Consider the following 19,101-nt stretch of genomic DNA (forward strand, 5'->3'; position numbering starts at 1 on the left):
ATCGCATGATCGAAGCGCGGCGGCTCCACATCCTCCGTGCGGTGGCCGACCACCGCACGGTGACAGCGGCTGCCGCCGCGCTGTATCTGACCCCGTCGGCGGTCTCCCAGCAGCTGGCGGCGCTGGAGCAGGAGACCGGTCACCGTCTGGTCGAGCGCAGCGCCAAGGGCGTACGGCTGACCCCGGCCGGTGAGATCCTGCTCAGCCACACCAACGCGGTGCTGGCCCAGCTGGAGCGGGCGGAGGCCGAGCTCGCGGCGTACAGCTCCGGAGCGGCCGGCACGGTCACCGTCGCCTCCTTCGCGACCGGTATCGCCCAGGTCGTCGCCCCCGCGGTGGCCCGCCTCGCCGAGTCGGCGCCGGGCATCCGCATCCGGGTCCAGGACGCGGAGGGCGACGCGAGCCTGCCGATGGTGCTGGACCGGCAGGTGGACGTGGCGGTCGCAGTCGAGTACCGCGGGGCCCCGCCCGCCGACGATCCGCGTCTGACCCACGTACCGCTGTATGCCGAGCCGTTCGACGCGGTCGTCCCCGTCACCCACCGCCTGGCCGACACCGCCGAGGTGCCCCTCGCCGACCTGGCCAAGGACTCCTGGATCGGCCCGTACCCCGGCAATCCCTGCCATGACGTGGTCGTCCTGGCCTGCGAGAACGCGGGCTTCCAGCCCCGCCTCGAACACTCCTCGGACGACTTCCGCGCGGTCGTCGCCCTCGCCTCGGCCGACGCGGGCGTGGCACTCGTACCGCGCTCGGCGCTGCGCGGCATGGACCTCACGGGCGTCGTCGTGCGGCCCGTGGACGGGGAGGCGCCCACACGTCGGGTCTTCGCGGCCGTACGCAGAGGCGCGGAGGAGCATCCGCTGATCAGGCCGGTGCTGGAGGCGCTCGGGGAAGCGGCGGGGGAGTGAGCCGCCCGTAACACGCGTGTTTCATATATGGGATAGCGTCCCGGATATGAAACAGAAGAGTTCCGGCGGTGCCCAGGCCCCGGATGTCCCGGACCCGGTCGACGCCCGCCTCGGCGCCCGTCTTGCCGAGCTTCGTGCGGAACGGGGCTGGTCCCTCGGGGAGTTGGCGGACCGCAGCGGTGTGAGCCGCTCGACCCTCTCCCGGGCCGAGCGGGCGGAGATCAGCCCCACCGCCGCACTGCTCAACCGCCTCTGCCATGTCTACGGCCGGACCATGTCCCAACTGCTCAGCGAGGTCGAGTCGGAGCCCACGCTACTGGTACGGGCGACGGACCAGCCGGTATGGGAGGACCACGCCTCGGGGTTCGTACGGCGATCCGTGTCGCCCCCGCACCCCGGGCTGCGCGGCGAGATCGTCGAGGGACGGCTCACGGCGGGCGCCGACATCGCCTACGACCGGCCGCCCGTGCCGGGGCTGGAGCAGCACATCTGGGTACTGGAAGGGGAGCTCGACGTGACGGTGCAGGAGGTCGAGCACCATCTCGGTGCCGGGGACTGTCTGCGGATGCGGGTGTGGGGGGCGACGCGGTTCCGGTGCGCGGGGCCCGAGGCGGTGCGGTATGTGCTGGCGGTGGTGCTGCCGTGATCGTGACACGGCTGGATGAAATCCAACTGCGGGAGCAGGTGGGCGAGTTGGCCGACCTTTTGGTGGACACGGTCGAGGACGGTGCCTCCGTCGGGTTCCTCGCGCCCCTCGACCGTACGGCGGCCATCGCCTGGTGGGAGGAGCGCGCGGCCGCCGTCGCCGCCGGGCAGTCGGCGGTGTGGGCGGCCCATGAGGGGAAGCGGGCGGTCGGCACGGTCAGCCTGGTGTTCCCCGACAAGCCCAACAGCCGCCACCGGGCCGAGCTCGTCAAACTGATGGTGCACCGGGAGGCGCGGGGGCGCGGCCTCGGCCGCAGACTGCTCACCACAGCGGAAACGGCGGCGATCGACGCGGGTGTCACCCTCCTGCACCTGGACACCGAGACCGACAGTCTCGCCGAGCGGCTCTACGGCTCAGCAGGGTGGACCCGGGCCGGGGTGATCCCCGACTTCGCGGCGAGCCCGGACGGGGTGCTGCGGCCGACGACGATCTACTACAAGGACGTCGGACGATCTGCCGTGAGGGCGTCGCGGTAACCGCTCTCACCAGGTGATTGTCAGTGGCGGCCGCTACGGTGCCTTGCATGCCGGATGCCGAAGACGTACGCCGTATCGCCCTGTCTCTGCCGGACACGACGGAGAAGATCGCCTGGAACATGCCCACGTTCCGGGTCGCGGGCAAGATGTTCGCCACGTTGCCCGAGGACGAGACCTCCATCGCGGTGCGCTGTCCCAAGGAGGAGCGCGACGAACTGGTCCTGGCCGAGCCGCGGAAGTTCTGGATCGCCGACCACGAGGCCCAGTTCGCCTGGGTGCGCGTCCGGCTCGCGGTCCTGGAGGACGAGGCCGAACTCCGCGACATCCTGGCCGACTCCTGGCGCCAGGCGGCCCCGACGCGCCTGCAGGACGCCTACCCCGAGCTGGGCCGGCCGGCCGTGGAGTGATCGTCTGCCGAGCGCGGCTGGATCGTCCGTCGTACATGAGGGGATCACCCGCCGCACATAAAGGAGTGCGCGACCACCACCCCGGGTGCGGTATTGTTTCCATGCGCGTTCGGCCGGGGGAAACCCCAGGTCAGACCGCATCGGGACGTGGCGCAGCTTGGTAGCGCACTTGACTGGGGGTCAAGGGGTCGCAGGTTCAAATCCTGTCGTCCCGACTGCTGTAGGACTACGCAGTCGCAGGTCAGGGCCTTGGATCACTTACGTGAGACGAGGCCCTTGATCGTTTCCGGAGCGCTCCTCTCACAACGTCTCACCCATAGAGATGATCTTTCCTGGTCGACGAGTTCGGCAGGCCGGACCGCAAGAACTCTGGAACGCCCAATTGACCCTCGCGTGAGGGTCCAGAGGCCCGCATCAGCATCCAGAGGCCCACATCGGCATGGTGACAGCGCGTGCGCAGGTTCTCTCGCTGGGTTACGGTCCGCTTGGGCGTCGATGGGAGAATCGACATGAGTTACACGCTGTTGCGCGGCCAATTCGTCATCCGTTACCCCGATCTGCCCCGGCAGGGGCCGGAGCCAGACGGTGACACGGTCAAGTTCCGGCCGGACTTGCCGGCTCTGGTCGAGGGGTTGCGTCGGCCGTCGGGGACGCCGCCGGACATCAACGCCAGAGGCATCTCGGTGCGACTGGAAGCAATGGACGCGCTGGAGACGCACTTCGGTGAAACCCACCAAGAGCTGGTCTGTGCAAACGCCGCCCGCGACAGGTTGCTGGAGTTGCTGGGGTTCACCAACATCGTCTTCTTCGAGGACCAGCCGAACAACGTGAAAGCAGCTGATCAGGACAGCCTTCGCGGTTACGTGCTCTCCAATGGGATCGACGCCAACGGGCGGCTGATCGGCTTCGTCTACCGGGGCGACCCCGCGGAGCCGGATGGGGCGAACATCTTCCTGGAGGAAGATCGGGTGGACGGCTCGGCCAACGCGACGCTGATGGAGGAGGGGCTGGCCTATCCGGCGTTCTACGCGACCCTGCCTGCCTCGCTGCGCACCCACCTTGCAGGAAAGTCGCGGGCGGCGCGGGCGGCGCAGGCGGGACTCTGGGAAAACTCAACGGCCGACCCGAACGGCAAGGCTACCGTCCCGAACCTTCTCGGACTGCAGCAGTTGGTGATGTGGCCGAAGCTGTTCCGGCGACTCGTGCCCTACCTTGCGACTGGAGCCGCCGACTTCACCGGATTCGACACCTGGTTGCGCGCCGATGCGGTGCACCGCGACGACCCGCTCTTCCTGCTGGACCGGGGTGAACACGGCAACATGCACGACGTGATCAGTGCCGCGGGCCACGATGTTCAACTCACGGTCTGGCCGGAGGAGTTCATCATCAACCCCGACCCCGCACCCCCAGGAGCACCCACCCGATAGATACCGCCCGCATCCTGCGCCTGACTGACGGGGCACGCGGGTCCTGTTCGCGGTGCAACGGGCCGTGGCCGCCCTCGGCTTCTGCGACCCGCCGACCCCTGGCCTCGACCTCCGAAGTGGTCAGCCCCGCGCAGGGAACCGAGAAGATCGGCCGATCGTCGTAGTGGGCGTGCCTCTTGATCTCATCCATGGAATCGGCCCGTATGCGGCGCCGGGCATGGATAACGATGTCACGCGTGCGGCTTTTGACCAGAAGCCGGTGCGCCGTGGCGAACGCTCCATTGACACGTCGGGTGAGACGGGCGAGGCGGCGAAGCGGCGACCGTGACCGGGAGCTGCTTCCCGCCCTGTGCGGAGGCACCGGGGCGACGCAACCTGAGCACCTCTACAATCCTGGCGACCACATCGGGGGAAAGTCAGTATGGAAACGATCATTGTGCAGCCGCCCGGTCCGTCACGGCCGGGCGAAGTCGACGTCGACAGGCCCGAGTTGCTGCATATGGGACCGGGCGACGTGGCCGACTTCGGGCGGGGGCTGCCCGGCGGCCGGGAAGTCTCCATCGTTCTGCCCGACCCCGGAATCTCCCGGCGGGCGGGACGGCTGGAGGCGGCCGAGGACTACTGGCGGCTGTCGAACTTCAGCCGTGACACCGCGTATGTGGTCGAGAACCTGGAGGGGGCCGGCGAATACCTCACCGTCGCGCCGGGCCGGCTCGGAGCGCCGGTGCCCTTCGAGTTCTCCAGAGTCGTCCTGCCCGCGCTGGGCGGGACCGTCGACTTCAAGGTGTTCGCCCCGCAGCACGCGTATCTGGACGAGCGGTCCTCGCCCGGCGCCGGGGAGTTGACCGTGCATCCCTACGCGCTCGATGCGACGGCGAAGTACTTCCTGGTGCTGGTGGCCCTGTGCGAGCCGCGGCTGCGCGACCCCTCGGACGGCGTACTGCCGGGCGCCGGGGACATCGCGGAGCGACTTCGCCCGCTGGAGAGCTGTCGTGGTCTGACCCGCTCCGCGGTGAACTACCACATCGACTACCTGGCCTTCGCCAAGCTGCGCCTGGACCTCGGTGACGAGCCCGGAGCCGAGGGCAACGGCCGCACCGGCGCCAAGCGCGCCCGATTGGCCTCCCTCGCCCTGCGCTTCGGCCTGGTGCGCGAGGAACACCTCGCCCTGTTGCCGTCCCGCAGACGGCCCGTCCCGCAGGGGAGCGGCGTATGAGCTCGTCAGGCGCCGAGCAGAGCGCTCTCGAAACGCCGCGTCTGCCGGCGGGTTTCCGTATCGAGGGCTGGGAGTTGGACACCGTCATCGGATCGGGCGGCTGGGGGACCGTGTACGAGGCCCGCTCGGTCGCCGACGGCACGATCGTGGCGGTGAAGGTGCTGCCGACCGGTGCCTTGGCACCCGGTCAGCGTGCCGCGCTCGGCGAACTGGTCGCGCGTGAGGTGCGCTTCAGCGCCGAGGCGGACCATCCCCACCTGGTACGGACACATGCCGTGTGCACCGTGGACGCGCCGGATCTGCCTGCGCTGGACGGTGCCATCGCACTCGTCATGGACCGGGCCGAGGCCAGTCTGCGTCAGGTGCTGGACGCTGCAGGGACAGGTCGCCCGATCCCGGACGCCGTGCGGGTCCTGCGTGGCGTCGCCGCCGGGCTCTCCCATATGCACGGCGCCGGTTGGGTGCACGGCGACCTCAAACCCGCCAACGTGCTGCTGGGTGCGGACGGAGCGGTCTGGCTCGCCGACTTCGGCCTCGCCACCGAACTGGAGGGCACCCACGCCTATGTGCCGCCGCTCGGCACGCTCGACCATGTGCCGCCCGAGTGGTGGTCCCAGCGCACCGGGGCGGACGGGACGATGGTGCGGCCGACCGCCGACATCTGGGCCTTCGGCGTCCTGGCCCACCAGGTGCTCACCGGTGGCCTCCACCCGTTCCCCGGCGCCACCGCCCGCGCCCGCTCGCTCGCCGCGCAGGCCTACGCCCGCGGCACCGCGCAACTGCGTCTGGACGCCGGGCTCGACGAGAGTTGGCGCCGTCTGATCGCGGACTGTCTGGCACCCGATCACGCGGGCCGACTGCGCCACACCGCCGCGAGCCTGTCCGCCCGGATCGAGCAACTGGCAAGCCCGCGTGGCCGGCGTCGCCTGCTGCCGGTCGCCGCCGTGGCGCTGGCCGCGGTGTCGGCTGCCGCCATCGCCGGGGCCGCGCTGCTCGGGGGCGGCGGAGGTGCGGGAGACGACGATGACGACCAGGGGCGGGGTGCGCCGGCCGTCGTCACCGGCGCGCACAGCCCGGCCGCCGGGGAGATCCCGGAGGACTCCGATGTGCCCGAAGCCCTGCGGCCGGTCATCGTGAAGGCCGCCCACCGCTGTACCGACGCGGAGGTCACGCCCGCGTTTATCGCCGCCATGCTCAAGGCGGAGAGCGGTTTCGACGTGAACGCGGCCCGCCCGGCGAACGAGGAGTACGGCATCGCCATGTGGACGCCGTCGGTGTTCCGGGCCTGGGCGGTCGACGGTGACGGCGACGGCGACAAGGACTACATGTCGCCACCGGACGCGATCTCCACGATGTCGCTGTACGTGTGCTGGCTCGACCAGCAGTTCAAGAAGGAGAACATGCCCGCCAAGGATCTCCCCGCGTTGATGGCGGCCGGCTACCGCACGAGTGACCGCACGGTCATCACGGAGGGCGGCGTCCCCGAACGGGTGCGGCCCCACGTCGACAAAGTGCTCCGCTACCTCGCCGACTACGAGCGGTGAGGTGGCGGAGCTGCCGCTCAAGGCCGCTCAGCAGTCCTTGACGTCCGGCATCTTGTTGTCGGGCGAGTTGATGTAGATGTTGGATATCCAGCCGTTGTACTGGGGGAGATACGCCCACCATTCGTTGGTGTAGGGCGGCACGGTGACCTCCTCGCCCCTCGCCTGGCAGCCCACCAACACCTCGACCCCCGCCGGGAGTCGGGTGATCGGTGAGTTGCCCGTGCTGGGGTTGGGGCGGACGTTCACGTGGTCGCTCCACGTGCCGTACCACCATCCCGCGGGCCGCGCGGCTCCGGGGACGTTCAGGGAGCGGGTCAACCGGCCGATGTCCGTGTACGCCTTCCCGTACGACGTGCCGACGGGATGCAGCGTGAACACGGCGACGATGGAGCGGTCACCGGCGCCGACGGTGCCCGTGCTGTGCAGCGCCGGCCGGGTCAGGTCCACGGCCGTGGCGGCGGCCGGAGCCGGGCTCGCCGTACCCGTCGCGGTCGCGGTGCTCACTGTGCCGCAGGTGCCCTTCTCGTACGAGGTCCCCGCCCAGCCCTGCTTCACCGCCCACGGTTTCTCGAACGCCCCGGCGATGCCGAAGTGCTGGTCGAATTTGTCCGAGGCGCAGCGGGTGGACTGACGCAGGTTCCCCATCACGAAGTCGCGCACGGGACCGGGCGCCGAGTCCAGGAGGTAGCGGTAGATCGTGACCGTGTCGCGGGCGGAGAGCGCGGTGTAGCCCCAGTAGCCCTCGTACCCGGTGGGCGGTGGTGCCGTGTCCTTGAGGCCGAGGCGGCTCACCATGCGGGTGATGATCGCCGTACCGCCGTTGTCCGACCAGTAGTTGTTGGCCGCGGTGTCGCTGCTGCTGCGCAGCATCGGCTCCAGCCAGGCCCGGTCGGCGGCGGGCACGGAGTAGTCGGGGCCCCGGTTCCACAGGTAGTCCAGCGCCAGCAGCAGCTTGACGACCGAGGCGGACCGGAAACGGGTGCTCGAGTTGAGCTGCTCGGTGAAGGTGCCGGTCTGCCGGTCGAAGACGGCGATCCCGGCGCTGACGCCGGCGGGCACCGCGACGGACGCGGCGGCGCGCTGCACCGGCTGCCCGGCCGGTGCGTCGGCGGCGGCGGAGCCCGCCGCGCCGCCGATCAGCAGGAGCGCGGCGGCGGCAGCGAGAAGGCGGCGCCTCACAGGTAGCGCTCCCAGAGATTGACCGACCCGCCTTCGGCCTGTGCCTGGGCGGCGCCGGTCAGAACGGCGGCGGTGAGGGCGAGCGCGGCGGCGCCTTGCAGGATTCTGCACATGGTGATGCCTTTCGTCGTGAAGGCCGGGAAGGGGGCCGGTCGGCGGGCTCTACCACCAGTCGGAACAGCGGACCACGCCGTCCGACTTCAGCGAGCCGCAGACCCGGAACTGGTACTGAGGGTCGGTGCTGGTGCGGCGGAACGGAGTGGTCAGGCTCTGCCCCGCGGAGCGGACGGTGAAGGGTCCGCACTGGAGCCAGGGGGACACGGCCTGATCGTGGTCCCAGCCGTTGGCACGCCAGTCCATCCAGACGTTGTCGCCGGGCTGGGTCCGTCCGCTGATCTTGCCGAAGGCGATCTGCTGGTCGATGTAGACGCCCTTCTCCAGCGTGATGCGGACGCTGCCGAGGCTGAAGTCGGCGGGCTTGTCGGTGTCACCCTCGGCGTTGTCGGGGTGGTCACGGAAGCCGCGTGCACCGCCCTCGCAGTCGGAGGCCGAGGCGTGGGCCGGCTGCGGGGAAGGGAGAAGGACGATGCCGGTGGTGACCGCGCACAAGGCCGCACCCGTGGCGAGGGTGGAGTGGAACAGGCGCATGAAAGTCGTCTCTTCCTGTGTGTGGAGGGTGCCCCGCGGTACAGCCGAGGCCTGGAAGACGACTCGAACCTTAGAAAAAGGGGGCGGGCCTACGGTCCTGACGAATGTCAGGACGGCGCCCGCGCCAAAGGTCGGGATCCGGCCTGCCGGCTCAGCCCGACAGCAAGTTGACCAGTGCCACACCCGAGGCCGTACGCCGGGCCACTACGTGTTGCCCGCGGCGCTCCCGGGCGAGGAGACCGGCCGCCTCCAGCTGACCGCAGTGGTACGTCACGGTCGCCGGCGTGCAGTTGAGCGCGGAGGCCAGGGAGCCCATGGTGCACGGGCGAACCAGCTCGCGCAGGATCCCCGCCCGCAGGGAGCCCACCAGGAGCTTGAGCGGGTCCCTCTCGGCAGTGGTCTCCTGAGCGGTCCACAGCGTGTCCAGACCGGGCACGGGATAGCCGAACCACACGGCGTCGGAACGGTCGAAGCTGAAGACCGAGGCACCGTTGCCCGATACGATGGGCACCAGCACCACACGGCGGGCACCCCGCTCGAACGTCTCGGGGTGCGGATCGGGCACGTACAGCGTCTGGCCGGCAAAGCGGATCTTGTGTCCTAGTCCGGTCATGACGAGCGGCAGGGCGTTGCTGACGACCGCCACCCCCACCCGCTCGGTCTCCCGGGCCAGCAGGGAGCCGGCCCGCGCCCATATCGGCCCGAAGGCCTCCCACACGGCGCCGAGAATGGCCGCGTACGCGTGGATGAAGGCCTTCGGCCGATCGACGACCGCCTCCCACTGCCGGGGGACCGTCCCCCCGAAGTCCCTCTCCAGCTCCTGCAGCAGCAGATGGGGCGAGAGCTCCGCCAGACGGTCGAGCTGGACCGAGAGATCGGTCTCCCACAGCGGCGCCGTGGGGGTGAGGCAGTCGGGGACCATCGAGTACTCACGGGTGAACAGCGGACGCAGCACCGCCTCCGCTCCCTCGGGCACCGCCGAGCGCAGCGCGCGCCGCCACGTGGGGTGCACGCCCTGGGAACGGCCGCCCAGTGCATCCGCGACAAGCGACATCAGAGTGACGCCGGGCTGCGCCACGACCGACACCGGCACTGTTTCCAGCGGCCCCAGACACAGCTCGGAGAACCCGGCCATGAACACCCCCCGTTGACGTACTACCACCCCTTGGGACGCACAGGTTTGAGCAAGGGTTTCGAACAGTCCGGGCAAAAACGACCGGGACGCGTTTTGAAACTTCTCGAAATGCTGGGTTCGTGCTGCCGGCTTTGAAGGAGACTGTGTCCACCACGGGGGACGGTGGCGGCTGACCAACCGCGCACATCGCTGTGCCCCGCGCAGAACATGCAAGAGAAACGGGGCACTGCATGTCTTTCGGACGCCGTGCCGGCGCGGGGCCGTTCGCCGTGCTGACGGCCTTCGCCGCCACGTTGACGCTGGTCACCCCCGCTGAGGCAGCCGTCCACGACTGCCGTGTGTCGCGGGAGCGGGCGGTCTGCGCGTACGTCACGGGAATCGACGCTCCTGGCTGCGCATGCGCACCGACCCCGGATACGGCCAAGCCGACGTGCCGTACGGCGTCCTGAACAACGGGTCCCGAAGGGGGCCTGAAGAACTGATCCACGGCTGACGGGCCGTGGACAGCCCCGACTGACGCTACTGGATGAGGGGGAACCCCATGAACTCCGCCCGCCGAAAGATCCTCGGCCTCGCCACAGTCTTCGTAACCGCCGTGACGCTGATGGGCACGGCCGGCCCGGCGAACGCCGCGACCTACCCGTGCCAGGTGTCCGGTTCCACGATCCCGTGCACCACGGTCACGGGTATCGACCCGGGTTCCTGGCTCCAGGTGCGCACCGGCCCGGGCTACGACTACGGCCCGATCCATGAGCCGTACAGCCGCCTCTACAACGGCAACCAGGTCGGCCTCACCTGTTGGAAGCTGGGCGACGGCGCCTACGACAACCCCAACTACCGCTACTGGATGTGGGTCGAGGTCGGCAACAGCTACGGCGGCTACGTGAACGACTGGTACCTGAACACCGGCAGCCCGGACGTATGGAAGCAGCAGATCAGACAGTGCCCTGCCTGATCCGGCGGTCCGCTCCCGCCCCATACCCTGCCCTTTGACTCGAGGAATCGACATGACGCTGAACAACCGCCGACGACTGGCCGTCGGCGCCACCCTGATCGCCGCGCTCGCCGCCGGTGTCGTCCCCGCCACCACCGCCTACGCCGCGCCCGCCGTTCCCGCCGCCACCGGCACGACCACCCCCGCCCCCGACATGGAAGGCGTGGTCGCAGCTCTGAACGCCGCCAAGGCCGAGGGCGCACCGGGAGCGATGGCCCGGTTCACCGGCCCCGAGGGCGTCCAGGCCCGGACCGTGGGAGTGCGCGACCGGGACTCCGGTGCCGCCATGGACGTCCGCGCACGCTTCCGTGTCGGAAGTGTGAGCAAGACCTTCTCCAGCGTGGTGCTGCTCCAACTGGTGCAGGAGGAAAGACTGGAGCTCGACGCGCCGGTGAACCGTTACCTTCCCGGACTGCTGCCCGACGACCGGATCACGGTGCGGCACCTCCTGACCCACCGCAGTGGGCTCGCGGACTACACCAACGCCATGTTCGAGCACACCGTGCCCGGCTTCGAGGCCGTTCGCAACAGGGTCTTCAGCTACCAGGAGCTGGTGGACCTCTCACTGAGTGAACCCCGCACCACCGAGCCCGGCGTCGCGTACAAGTACTCCAACACCAACTTCGTGGTGGTCGGCATGCTGATCGAGAAGATCACCGGTAATCCGGTCGCCAAGGAGTACCAGCGCCGGATCATCAAGCCGCTGGGGCTGCGCAACACCTCGTACGTGCACCCGGACGTCCGCATCGCGGGGCTGCATGCACGCGGCTACCTGCACCCCGACGAGGCCGGCGCGCCGCTCGTGGACTCCACCGAGCAGACGGTCTCCTGGGCGCAGTCGGCCGGGGCGATCATCTCCAGCCCGGCGGACCTGAACACCTTCGTGACCGCGCTGATGCGGGGCAGGCTGCTGGCGCCGCGGATGCTGGAGGCGATGACCACCGTCACGCCGACCGACGCCACCAACACCCGCTTCTACGGCCTCGGTCTGCGCCGCTACGACCTGTCCTGCGGTACGCGGGTCTACGGCCACACCGGCACCGTGCAGGGGTACTACACCTACGCCTTCGCGACCGGCGACGGCCGACGCAGCCTCTCCGCGATGGCCAACACCTCGAACAAGGGGTCCGCCAACACGGCGCTCGGCGGCACGCTCGAGGCCGCGTTCTGCGGCAAGAAGCCGACCTCTACGGCGTCGGCGCCCGCTCAGCCCAGGTCGTCCATGGTGCCGGCCGAGTCGGACCTGCCCGAACGCCGCTGAGGCCCGGCCGGGGTCTCGACCCCGGACGCCGACCGCGTCCCTCGGCTCCCGCACCGTGGGGTGAGGGGGACGCGGTCGGATGCCGTGCACCCCTCGGATGCTCCGTATCCTCTCCACCCGAAGCGAGTCTCGGAGACTCTCACCGCGTCGCGTCGGCGCGATCCCGGCCGCGTGTTCGGAAGTACACGGCCGTCATCACCGAGCCGAGGACGCCGAACACGATGGGTCCGGCCAGGGAGTCCCCGTGCTCCCTCCCGTCGTCCTTGGCATCCGTCGCCTTGGCGGAGTCACCACTGACTCGCGCACGTACGGATCTGGGGGCGACCAGGGCCCTGGCCGGATACTGGTCGTCCGTCAGCCTTCCCCGATGCGTGACGCCATCCGCCTTCCACGAAGCATGCGGGCAGCTCAGTCGACCGTATTCGTCACCCACGTAGCGGCTGATGTGACAGTCTCCGTGAATCGACACCGTGGTGAGGGTGACCGGCGGGTCCGTGGTCACCGCGTCGATGAGGGTGACGACAAAGACCCCGGAAAACACCATCGCGGAGGCCTTGACCCATGGTTTGAGGCCATCTCTCATGCGCGGCACGCTGCTGCTGAACCGCCGGGACCCCTCCCGGGCGTGGGGGCACACCATGCGTGGACCGGAACCGCTCCGTGCCCGGGGGAGACCACGATGAACGACCACACGCAAGCCCCACCCGCCATGCCGAGCTCCGTGCCCGACGCCGTCAGGGCACACGATCCGCTGGCCGTCGCCCTCGGCAACGCCTCGCTGCTCGGCGTCGGTTACCTGATGCTGCGGCGGCTCAGGCTCGCCCTGGCGGCCGTGGTCGTGACCGTCGTGCTGGTGTCCCGGCTCGTGGCGACGGCCGACGCGGCGTACGAGATCGCCGTACTCGTGTGGTGGGTGGCTGTCGTCGGCCACGGGTGGTTCCAGGCGCGCCGAGGCGGCGGCAGGGGCCCGGCGCGCGGCCGGCGCCTGGTCGCGCTCGGTGTCACGCTGCCCTTGCTGCTGACCGTGGGGTTGCTGCGGTTCGACGCTGCGAGGATCGGGCAGAGCGTGACCGACGCCCGCGAACGCGGCGACTGCGCCGGGGCGTTGAGCGCACAGGACGAGGTCTGGTTCGGGCACCGTGTCGCCGACGCGCCACTGAGCGCCCGCGGCGACGACGTCGTACGGGCATGCGGCCGACTGCGAACGGCCCGAGCCGAGTTGGCCACCGCGCTGGCCGGGGACACCGACGCGCTGAAGCGGGGCTTCGGCACACTCGCGTCGGTCCTCGCGGAGCCCGGCAACGAGAAGACGGTCGAGACGGCCCTCGACGGGTTCCTGCGTGGCCTGCCCACCAAGGATCCCTGCGAGACGGTCACCGTCACCGACTGGCTCCACGGCCGTGTGCGCAGCGACGACGTACTGGACCGGTCCGCCGACACGGCCGAGCGCACCGCGCCGGGCGCGCTGGTCGGGTGCGGTGACGACCTCATGGCGAACGACAGCTGGGAGCCGGCCCGGACGCACTACCAGCAGCTCCTCGACCGCTACCCCGACCACGAACTCGCGGACCGGGCCCGGCAGGGAGCCAGGAAGGCCACGCTGAGCATCGAGCTCGCCAACGTCCGCAACCTGCTCTCCGCGCAAGCCGGCACACAGCCCGAGTACTGCACCCACCCGGCGAAGTACAGCGGCGCCAAGCCCGTCGGCAAGGGCGCCAACCGTGCGCTGTTCCACCCGGCCGACGGATACAGCATCGCGTCCGACTACCCGAAGGGGTTCCCCCGCTCCTGGAAGGCGGGCGACGCGGCGGACGCCGTACTGGTGGTCTGCATGGGCGAGGAGACCTTCGGCCCGTCCGTCGAGGCGTGCCCGTACCGGAGCAGGTCCTCCGGCACCGTCTCGTACGTGAGCTTCCACAAGATCGAGATTCCGGTGAAGGTCTACGAGCTGCGCACCGGCAAGGTGGTCGCCGACCGCACCGTCCGGATCGGCGGCACGAGTTGCCCCTCGGTCGTCCACGCCCCGCAGGACACTTCCCCGGGCCCGATGTACGTCAAGGCGTCCAGGTCCGGTGTCAACGCCGCCTTCCGGCCCCTGGTCGTGCGGTGAACGGCGGAAGCGGCGATCCGGGAGGGCTCCCGAGCGAGGCGGGTGAGCATGGGGTCGGCGACCGCCCGGAGTTGACGGCGGGCGCTGCGCAAGCGCCGCCGAGGAAGGGGACGTTGGTGACACGGCAGGAACGGGTCATCGCCGGGCGCTACCGGCTGGGGCAGCGGCTGGGCTCGGGCGGCGGAGGAGACGTCTGGCTGGCCGAGGACGCGGAGCTCCGGGTCCCGGTCGCGGTCAAGGAGATCGACGTACCGCGCGAGCCGAGCGGATCCGGCGACGACCCCGCCGGCCGGGGGCGCAAGGAAGCACTGAAAGCCGCGCAGTTGCGCGAGCACCCGAACGTGATCACGGTGTACGACGTGGTGGAGGACGACGGCCGCCCGTGGATCGTGATGGAGTACCTGCAGGGCACGCGGGATCTGCGCGCCGTGGTGAAGGAGCGCGGTTCGCTGCCGAGCGACGAGGTCGCCGGGATCGGCGCGGCCGCCCTCGACGCCCTCTGCGCCGGGCACCGGCTCGGCATCATCCACCGGGACGTGAAGCCCTCCAACATCCTGCTGGCACCGGATCATTCGGGCGCCGCCGACCGCCGGGTCCTGCTCACGGACTACGGCATATCGCTGTGGCCCAGGGAGACCCGCGTCACCCAGAGCGGCATGGTGGTGGGCACCCCGGGCTTCCTGGCCCCGGAGCGGCTGTCCGGCGGCGAGGCGACGCCCGCGACCGACCTGTTCTCGCTCGGCGTCACCCTCTACTTCGCCGTCGAGGGCACCTCCCCGTTCGAACGGGACACCCTCGACGCGTCCCTCATGGCGGCGCTGACCACGCAACCCGAGGCGCCGGAGCAGGCGAGCGAACCGCTCAGCCGCGTGATCATGGGGCTGCTCGCCAAGGATCCGGCCGAGCGCATGCAGGCGGCGCGGGCGCGCGAACTGCTTGCCGAGGCCATGGTGAGCAGGGGCGCGGACAGCGGTGCCACGGGCCGTGGTGTGGTGGGGAGCGAGGCCGGCGCCGCGACGGAGCCCGCCCGTCCCCCGCGTTCCTGGAAGGAGCGCCTCGCAGCCGGCCGGGGCACCTCGGGCGCCGCTCGTCGTTCGCCCGCACCGCGCACCTCCGTGCTGCTGGCGCTCGCCGCCGTGCTGGCCGGGGGCGGCGGATTCGCGCTGGGCGCCGCCACCTACCACGACGGGCGGGCCGAGGCGAAAGGGCCGCGGACCGGCAGCACGAAGATTGCCGCGACAGCGTCCCCGTCCCCGTCCCCGTCCCCGACGGTGACCCGTGCCGCGTACCCGTACGGCAAGCAGGTGGGGTTGCGTGACGGGCTCATGCCGGGGCAGTGCGTCGACGCCGACTGGAAGGACGGGGACTACCGGGGGCGACCCGGGGTGAAGGTCGTCAGCTGCTACGACGACGATCCCGAGGGCCAGGTCATCGCGACCGTCGCGGCCGACGGCGCCGCGCGGGCGTCCGGCGCGGAGTCGGTACGGGACGAATGCGCGCGCCGCACCGCCGAGTTGCGCGAGACCATGGCCGACCCGGTGCTGTACGTGCTCACCCCCGAGCCGCGGCAGAGCGAACCGCCGGAGTCGGCCTGCCTGCTCTTCCTGAAGCACGCCACCCTCGGCGGCCCGCTCGGCGGCTTCCGCAAGCTCGGCGACGAGGTGTACGTCACGCAGCAGGGCCCGGGCGACTGCGTCACCTCCGAGGAGGACGAGGACGGCACGATCACCGACACCCTGGTGAGCTGCGAGGAGCCGCACCACGAGCAGGTGGTCGGCTGGATCCGGGCCTCCGGCGACGGCTCGGCGGACAGCGTCGACACGGACGGTCTCTGCGAGGAGAAGTACGGCGTCAACTGGGCCCGTGGCAAGGGACACGAGATGCGGGGCTGGCAGTCCTCGGACGAGGAGTGGGACGCCGGATTCCGCTACGTGCTGTGCAGCGTGGGCCGGGAGGACGGCGGGAAGCTTCCGGGAGGAGTGCTGAAGTCCGCGTACTGATCCCCCGCGCGCCTCGCCCGTGCGGGAGGGGTCCCGCAGAGCAGGCGGAGAATCGTCGGAACGTCGTACGCCCACCGCCAGGTCCGCCGGCCGGCGCGAAGCCACCGACCACCGCGAGGCCTGCTGGCCGCCGCAAACCCCATGAACCACCGAGCAGTTCACGAACCGAGGAGACCAGCGATGCCCCTCTCCGCCAGCCTCGCGCGTGGTGTCGCGCCCACCACGCCCGGAACCCTGCACGCCCGCACGGTCACCGGAGAGCTCAGCGCACCGCCCCGCCAGGGACTGACGGTCCGGTTCGGACGTGGTGAGAAGCCGGACGTGGACCTGGGGGTCGGCGTGGACGATCTGCGGGTGAGCCGACGGCACGGTGAGTTGACGTACCGTCAAGGGCTGTGGTGGCTGCGCAACACCGGGCAGCAACTCGTCCGCCTGCCCCGCGGCCGGATGATGCACCTCACCACCGAGCCGATCCCCCTCGCCACCGGCTACACCCCGCTGTTCGTCAAGGGCTCCGGCTACCGTGAGCACTTGGTCGAGCTGTACGTGGCGGGCCACGACGACCAGGGGATGGTGTCGCGACGGCGCGCCGAGACCGTACGACCGGAGACATGGTCGCTGGACGACGACGAGCGGCTGCTGCTGGTGGTCCTCGGCCAGCGGTACCTGCTGTACGAGGAGGACCCGCGTCCGCTGACGTACCGTCAGGCCGCCGAGCGGCTCGCCTACCTCCGCCCGGACGCCAAGTGGAACGAGCGCAGGATCGAGTTCCGCGTCGAGGCCGTACGCCGTCGGCTGCACGGCACCGGCTTCAAGTACCCGCTGCTGCACGACAAGTCGGAAGGCCGCCGCCCCGCCGACAACAGTCTGCTGCACAACCTGATCAGGGGGCTGGTGGAGTCCACGACTCTGGTGCCGCCGGACCTGGAACTGATGGAGGACGAGGACGACTGGCCGGACTCCGCGCTGTGAGGACGGGCTCGGCGGCCGCGGCCGACCCCGTCTGTCACGGCTTTCCCGTCATCGCGCGCGGAGTTCGGCGGCGGCGGAGGAGGCAAGGTTCCTGGCCATGGTGCAGAGCCTGTCGGTGGGTTGTTGCCCGCCGACCTCCAGACGCACCATCTCGGCGGCGGTCTCGGCGTTCTGGCCGCTGTACCTGCGGTACTCGACGAAGGCCGTACAGGTGTCGCCGTCGTCGTTCTGCTCGATGATCGTGCGGTATCCGCTGAGTGTGACGGTGGTGGCGCCGTCCTCCGCGGACTTGGGCTGATCGCGGAAGAAGCTCACCTCCGCGTCCAGCTCGTCGACGTCGCTCTGCCACTCGCAGCTCCAGTCCGCGACACCGACCTCCGGCACGTCGACCTTGAGGCCGGGGACGGCGGACAGCGCCTTGGCGTCGAGCAGCTCGCAGGCGTTCGCCCAGGCCAGCGACGCGCGCGGGTACGCCGGTGAACGGCGCTGCAGCTGACCGCGGTTGAGGACCTCGGCCGCGCTGGTGGCCGCCTGCTCGGCGACCGTGCACAGGGTCGCGTTGCCGCCGACCACCGAGCCCTTGCCCATGTTGACGCGGACCCCGACCAGGGTGTCCTCGGTGTCGCCGTCGGACGTCAACAGTCGCTTGCACTCGTCGCTCTCGCCCTGCTCCTCGCGGATTCCGATCCGCCCGAGCGTGCGCGAGGGCTTCGAACCCTCGGGCGGCGAGCCCGGGAGGAGACTGACCGACACATCGATCCGGGTCTTGTCGTCGATGCCCACGAGCACGTCGCAGCGGTCGAAGTTCCCGTAGTCCACGTCCACGCGGATGTCCCCGTCGCCGAACTGGTCGAGAGCGTCGGGGTCGGCCAGGGCGCACACGTCGGCCGTGTGCGGGTCGCCGATCAGGGCCTGCGGTTCGCCGTCCGAGGCGTCCTTGTCCAGCGCGCTCAGGCCGGGTGCGGGGGTGGCCTTCCCGTCGTCGCCGTTGCCGGGGATGAGGGCGAGCCCCAGGGCGAGTACGGCGGTGACGCCGAGCCCGGCCGCGATCAGTGGCCGGCGGCGCCGGCGCCCGGTGACGGTGGTGGCCGAGGCGGTCCCGGAGGACTTCGGGTCGGATCCGGCGACCTCCTCCAGGAGCCGCTTGACCTCGGCGGCTTCGGGGCGTTGCCGTGGGTCGCGTTGCAGCATGGCGGTGAGCACGGGGTACAGCGGTCCCACGGCGGCGTCCAGCTCGACGACGCCCTGCTCGGCCTTCCAGTACCTGAGCCGCTCGGCTTCCTCCCCGTCGGTTCCCGTGCCGGCGGGGCCGGTGTCGTCGTCGGGGGCGTCACCGCGTGGCGGGGCGCCGGTGACCAGGGCGTGCAGGGTGGCGGCCAGGCAGAAGACGTCCGAGGCCGGGCGGGGGACGTTGCCCCGGGCCAGCTCGGGGGCGGCGTAGTCCGGGGTGAAGCTGTACGGGCCGTTGACGGTGATGGTCTCGGAACCGCCGGCCCGATAGGCGGCACCGAAGTCCAGTAACTTCGCGGCCCCGTGCCGGGTGAGGCCGATGTTCGCGGGCTTGACGTCGCAGTGGACGATGCCGGCCTCGTGCAGCGCGGCCAGTGCGTCGGCGAGCTGGGCACCGATGCGGGCCGCCCGTTCGGGAGAGACCGTCGGCTGCCGGTCGAGGCCACCGCCGGGGACGTACTCCATGACGAACCAGTACGTCCGCGAACCGGCCCCGCCGTTCGGGCCGGCTCCGCCTTCCGGGCGCGCTCCGCGTTCCGGGCCTGCTCCGTGCTCCGAGCCTGCTCCGTCCTTGTACCCCGGCCCGTCCTGCGGCACCGTCACGACGTCGTAGAGGGTCACCACGTGCGGATGATCGCGGAACTTGGCCATGGCACGCGGTTCGCCGAGCAGCCGCCGCACCGCGGTATCGCTCTCGCCGTCGGTCCGCTCCGGTTTCAGCGCGACGTCCTGGCCGACCACCGTGTCGTGGGCCTGCCACACATCGCCGCCTCGCCCCGTGCCGATGACCTCCTTGAGGACATAGCGGTCGGCGAACTGGTCTCCGGAACGCACGGATCTTCCCCCTCGGTCGAGCCCGGAACGCACACGGCCCCCCGGCCGCGCGCA

The 19,101-nt window shown here is 70.7% G+C and carries 18 protein-coding genes and 1 tRNA gene; 14 read left to right on the forward strand and 5 right to left on the reverse strand.

Going from position 1 to position 19,101, the window contains the following annotated elements:
• Positions 1 to 5: 5 nt before the first annotated feature.
• The 8 genes from ACIBAG_RS20070 to ACIBAG_RS20105 all read left to right on the forward strand — a co-directional run bounded on the left by ACIBAG_RS20070 (position 6) and on the right by ACIBAG_RS20105 (position 6,684).
• A complete protein-coding gene (locus ACIBAG_RS20070) occupies positions 6 to 908 on the forward strand; it encodes a LysR substrate-binding domain-containing protein (protein WP_399106828.1) in 903 nt (300 codons plus the stop codon).
• Between the two features lie 46 nt (positions 909 to 954).
• On the forward strand, positions 955 to 1,554 hold the full coding sequence (locus tag ACIBAG_RS20075; protein WP_399106829.1) for a helix-turn-helix domain-containing protein: 600 nt from the start codon (positions 955 to 957) through the stop codon (positions 1,552 to 1,554).
• Positions 1,551 to 2,090 carry a GNAT family N-acetyltransferase gene (locus tag ACIBAG_RS20080; RefSeq protein ID WP_399106830.1) on the forward strand — a complete coding sequence of 180 codons (540 nt, stop codon included), beginning with the start codon at positions 1,551 to 1,553 and terminating at the stop codon, positions 2,088 to 2,090. Before ACIBAG_RS20075 ends, ACIBAG_RS20080 begins: the two co-directional genes overlap by 4 nt.
• Positions 2,091 to 2,137: 47 nt before the next feature.
• On the forward strand, positions 2,138 to 2,497 hold the full coding sequence (locus ACIBAG_RS20085; RefSeq protein WP_399106831.1) for an MmcQ/YjbR family DNA-binding protein: 360 nt from the start codon (positions 2,138 to 2,140) through the stop codon (positions 2,495 to 2,497).
• 141 nt (positions 2,498 to 2,638) lie between these two features.
• A tRNA-Pro gene (locus ACIBAG_RS20090) sits at positions 2,639 to 2,712 on the forward strand.
• Positions 2,713 to 3,006: 294 nt separating this feature from the next.
• Complete coding sequence (locus tag ACIBAG_RS20095) at positions 3,007 to 3,924, forward strand: thermonuclease family protein (RefSeq protein WP_399106832.1); 918 nt, start codon at positions 3,007 to 3,009, stop codon at positions 3,922 to 3,924.
• 421 nt (positions 3,925 to 4,345) lie between these two features.
• Positions 4,346 to 5,140, forward strand: coding sequence for a serine/threonine protein kinase (locus tag ACIBAG_RS20100; RefSeq protein WP_399106833.1), 795 nt, complete (start codon positions 4,346 to 4,348; stop codon positions 5,138 to 5,140).
• Complete coding sequence (locus ACIBAG_RS20105; protein ID WP_399106834.1) at positions 5,137 to 6,684, forward strand: serine/threonine-protein kinase; 1,548 nt, start codon at positions 5,137 to 5,139, stop codon at positions 6,682 to 6,684. Before ACIBAG_RS20100 ends, ACIBAG_RS20105 begins: the two co-directional genes overlap by 4 nt.
• 27 nt (positions 6,685 to 6,711) lie before the next feature.
• Here ACIBAG_RS20105 and ACIBAG_RS20110 read toward each other — a convergent pair whose 3' ends face one another.
• The 3 genes from ACIBAG_RS20110 to ACIBAG_RS20120 form a co-directional block, all read right to left on the reverse strand.
• The gene (locus tag ACIBAG_RS20110; RefSeq protein ID WP_399106835.1) at positions 6,712 to 7,863 is read right to left on the reverse strand and encodes a hypothetical protein; all 1,152 of its coding nucleotides are present in this window, start codon (positions 7,861 to 7,863) and stop codon (positions 6,712 to 6,714) included.
• A 162-nt stretch (positions 7,864 to 8,025) separates the two neighbouring features.
• A complete protein-coding gene (locus ACIBAG_RS20115) occupies positions 8,026 to 8,511 on the reverse strand; it encodes a hypothetical protein (RefSeq protein ID WP_399106836.1) in 486 nt (161 codons plus the stop codon).
• Between the two features lie 151 nt (positions 8,512 to 8,662).
• The gene (locus ACIBAG_RS20120; RefSeq protein ID WP_399106837.1) at positions 8,663 to 9,646 is read right to left on the reverse strand and encodes an ArsR/SmtB family transcription factor; all 984 of its coding nucleotides are present in this window, start codon (positions 9,644 to 9,646) and stop codon (positions 8,663 to 8,665) included.
• A gap of 230 nt (positions 9,647 to 9,876) precedes the next feature.
• Here ACIBAG_RS20120 and ACIBAG_RS20125 point away from each other — a divergent pair, with 230 nt between their 5' ends.
• The 3 genes from ACIBAG_RS20125 (at position 9,877) to ACIBAG_RS20135 (ending at position 11,901) form a co-directional block, all read left to right on the forward strand.
• The gene (locus ACIBAG_RS20125) at positions 9,877 to 10,095 is read left to right on the forward strand and encodes a hypothetical protein (protein ID WP_399106838.1); all 219 of its coding nucleotides are present in this window, start codon (positions 9,877 to 9,879) and stop codon (positions 10,093 to 10,095) included.
• Positions 10,096 to 10,187: 92 nt separating this feature from the next.
• Positions 10,188 to 10,601: a hypothetical protein gene (locus ACIBAG_RS20130; RefSeq protein WP_399106839.1), complete on the forward strand. Its 414-nt coding sequence runs from the start codon at positions 10,188 to 10,190 to the stop codon at positions 10,599 to 10,601.
• A 52-nt stretch (positions 10,602 to 10,653) separates the two neighbouring features.
• On the forward strand, positions 10,654 to 11,901 hold the full coding sequence (locus ACIBAG_RS20135) for a serine hydrolase domain-containing protein (RefSeq protein WP_399106840.1): 1,248 nt from the start codon (positions 10,654 to 10,656) through the stop codon (positions 11,899 to 11,901).
• 139 nt (positions 11,902 to 12,040) lie between these two features.
• Here ACIBAG_RS20135 and ACIBAG_RS20140 read toward each other — a convergent pair whose 3' ends face one another.
• Positions 12,041 to 12,484 carry a hypothetical protein gene (locus ACIBAG_RS20140; protein ID WP_399106841.1) on the reverse strand — a complete coding sequence of 148 codons (444 nt, stop codon included), beginning with the start codon at positions 12,482 to 12,484 and terminating at the stop codon, positions 12,041 to 12,043.
• A 96-nt stretch (positions 12,485 to 12,580) separates the two neighbouring features.
• Here ACIBAG_RS20140 and ACIBAG_RS20145 point away from each other — a divergent pair, with 96 nt between their 5' ends.
• The 3 genes from ACIBAG_RS20145 to ACIBAG_RS20155 all read left to right on the forward strand — a co-directional run bounded on the left by ACIBAG_RS20145 (position 12,581) and on the right by ACIBAG_RS20155 (position 16,983).
• Complete coding sequence (locus tag ACIBAG_RS20145) at positions 12,581 to 14,011, forward strand: tol-pal system YbgF family protein (RefSeq protein ID WP_399106842.1); 1,431 nt, start codon at positions 12,581 to 12,583, stop codon at positions 14,009 to 14,011.
• 116 nt (positions 14,012 to 14,127) lie between these two features.
• Entirely contained in the window at positions 14,128 to 16,011 is a 1,884-nt protein-coding gene (locus ACIBAG_RS20150; RefSeq protein WP_399106843.1) for a serine/threonine-protein kinase, read from the forward strand.
• Between the two features lie 180 nt (positions 16,012 to 16,191).
• Positions 16,192 to 16,983 (forward strand): FHA domain-containing protein, encoded by a 792-nt coding sequence (locus ACIBAG_RS20155; protein WP_399106844.1) that lies wholly within the window; start codon positions 16,192 to 16,194, stop codon positions 16,981 to 16,983.
• 48 nt (positions 16,984 to 17,031) lie between these two features.
• On the opposite strand, the gene ACIBAG_RS20160 is transcribed toward ACIBAG_RS20155, so the two are convergent.
• Positions 17,032 to 19,047 carry a serine/threonine-protein kinase gene (locus ACIBAG_RS20160; RefSeq protein ID WP_399106845.1) on the reverse strand — a complete coding sequence of 672 codons (2,016 nt, stop codon included), beginning with the start codon at positions 19,045 to 19,047 and terminating at the stop codon, positions 17,032 to 17,034.
• Positions 19,048 to 19,101: the final 54 nt, after the last annotated feature.

It is taken from the genome of Streptomyces sp. NPDC051243 (assembly GCF_044455405.1).
In the GTDB taxonomy this organism is placed as follows: Bacteria; Actinomycetota; Actinomycetes; order Streptomycetales; family Streptomycetaceae; genus Streptomyces.

Coding starts and splice junctions, on each gene's coding strand:
- ACIBAG_RS20155 (WP_399106844.1), top strand. CDS start 16,192: ATGCCCCTCTCCGCCAGCCTCGCGCGTGGTGTCGCGCCCACCACGCCC.
- ACIBAG_RS20130 (WP_399106839.1), top strand. CDS start 10,188: ATGAACTCCGCCCGCCGAAAGATCCTCGGCCTCGCCACAGTCTTCGTA.
- ACIBAG_RS20075 (WP_399106829.1), top strand. CDS start 955: ATGAAACAGAAGAGTTCCGGCGGTGCCCAGGCCCCGGATGTCCCGGAC.
- ACIBAG_RS20095 (WP_399106832.1), top strand. CDS start 3,007: ATGAGTTACACGCTGTTGCGCGGCCAATTCGTCATCCGTTACCCCGAT.
- ACIBAG_RS20070 (WP_399106828.1), top strand. CDS start 6: ATGATCGAAGCGCGGCGGCTCCACATCCTCCGTGCGGTGGCCGACCAC.
- ACIBAG_RS20100 (WP_399106833.1), top strand. CDS start 4,346: ATGGAAACGATCATTGTGCAGCCGCCCGGTCCGTCACGGCCGGGCGAA.
- ACIBAG_RS20115 (WP_399106836.1), bottom strand. CDS start 8,511: ATGCGCCTGTTCCACTCCACCCTCGCCACGGGTGCGGCCTTGTGCGCG.
- ACIBAG_RS20145 (WP_399106842.1), top strand. CDS start 12,581: ATGAACGACCACACGCAAGCCCCACCCGCCATGCCGAGCTCCGTGCCC.
- ACIBAG_RS20125 (WP_399106838.1), top strand. CDS start 9,877: ATGTCTTTCGGACGCCGTGCCGGCGCGGGGCCGTTCGCCGTGCTGACG.
- ACIBAG_RS20140 (WP_399106841.1), bottom strand. CDS start 12,484: ATGAGAGATGGCCTCAAACCATGGGTCAAGGCCTCCGCGATGGTGTTT.
- ACIBAG_RS20135 (WP_399106840.1), top strand. CDS start 10,654: ATGACGCTGAACAACCGCCGACGACTGGCCGTCGGCGCCACCCTGATC.
- ACIBAG_RS20120 (WP_399106837.1), bottom strand. CDS start 9,646: ATGGCCGGGTTCTCCGAGCTGTGTCTGGGGCCGCTGGAAACAGTGCCG.
- ACIBAG_RS20105 (WP_399106834.1), top strand. CDS start 5,137: ATGAGCTCGTCAGGCGCCGAGCAGAGCGCTCTCGAAACGCCGCGTCTG.
- ACIBAG_RS20085 (WP_399106831.1), top strand. CDS start 2,138: ATGCCGGATGCCGAAGACGTACGCCGTATCGCCCTGTCTCTGCCGGAC.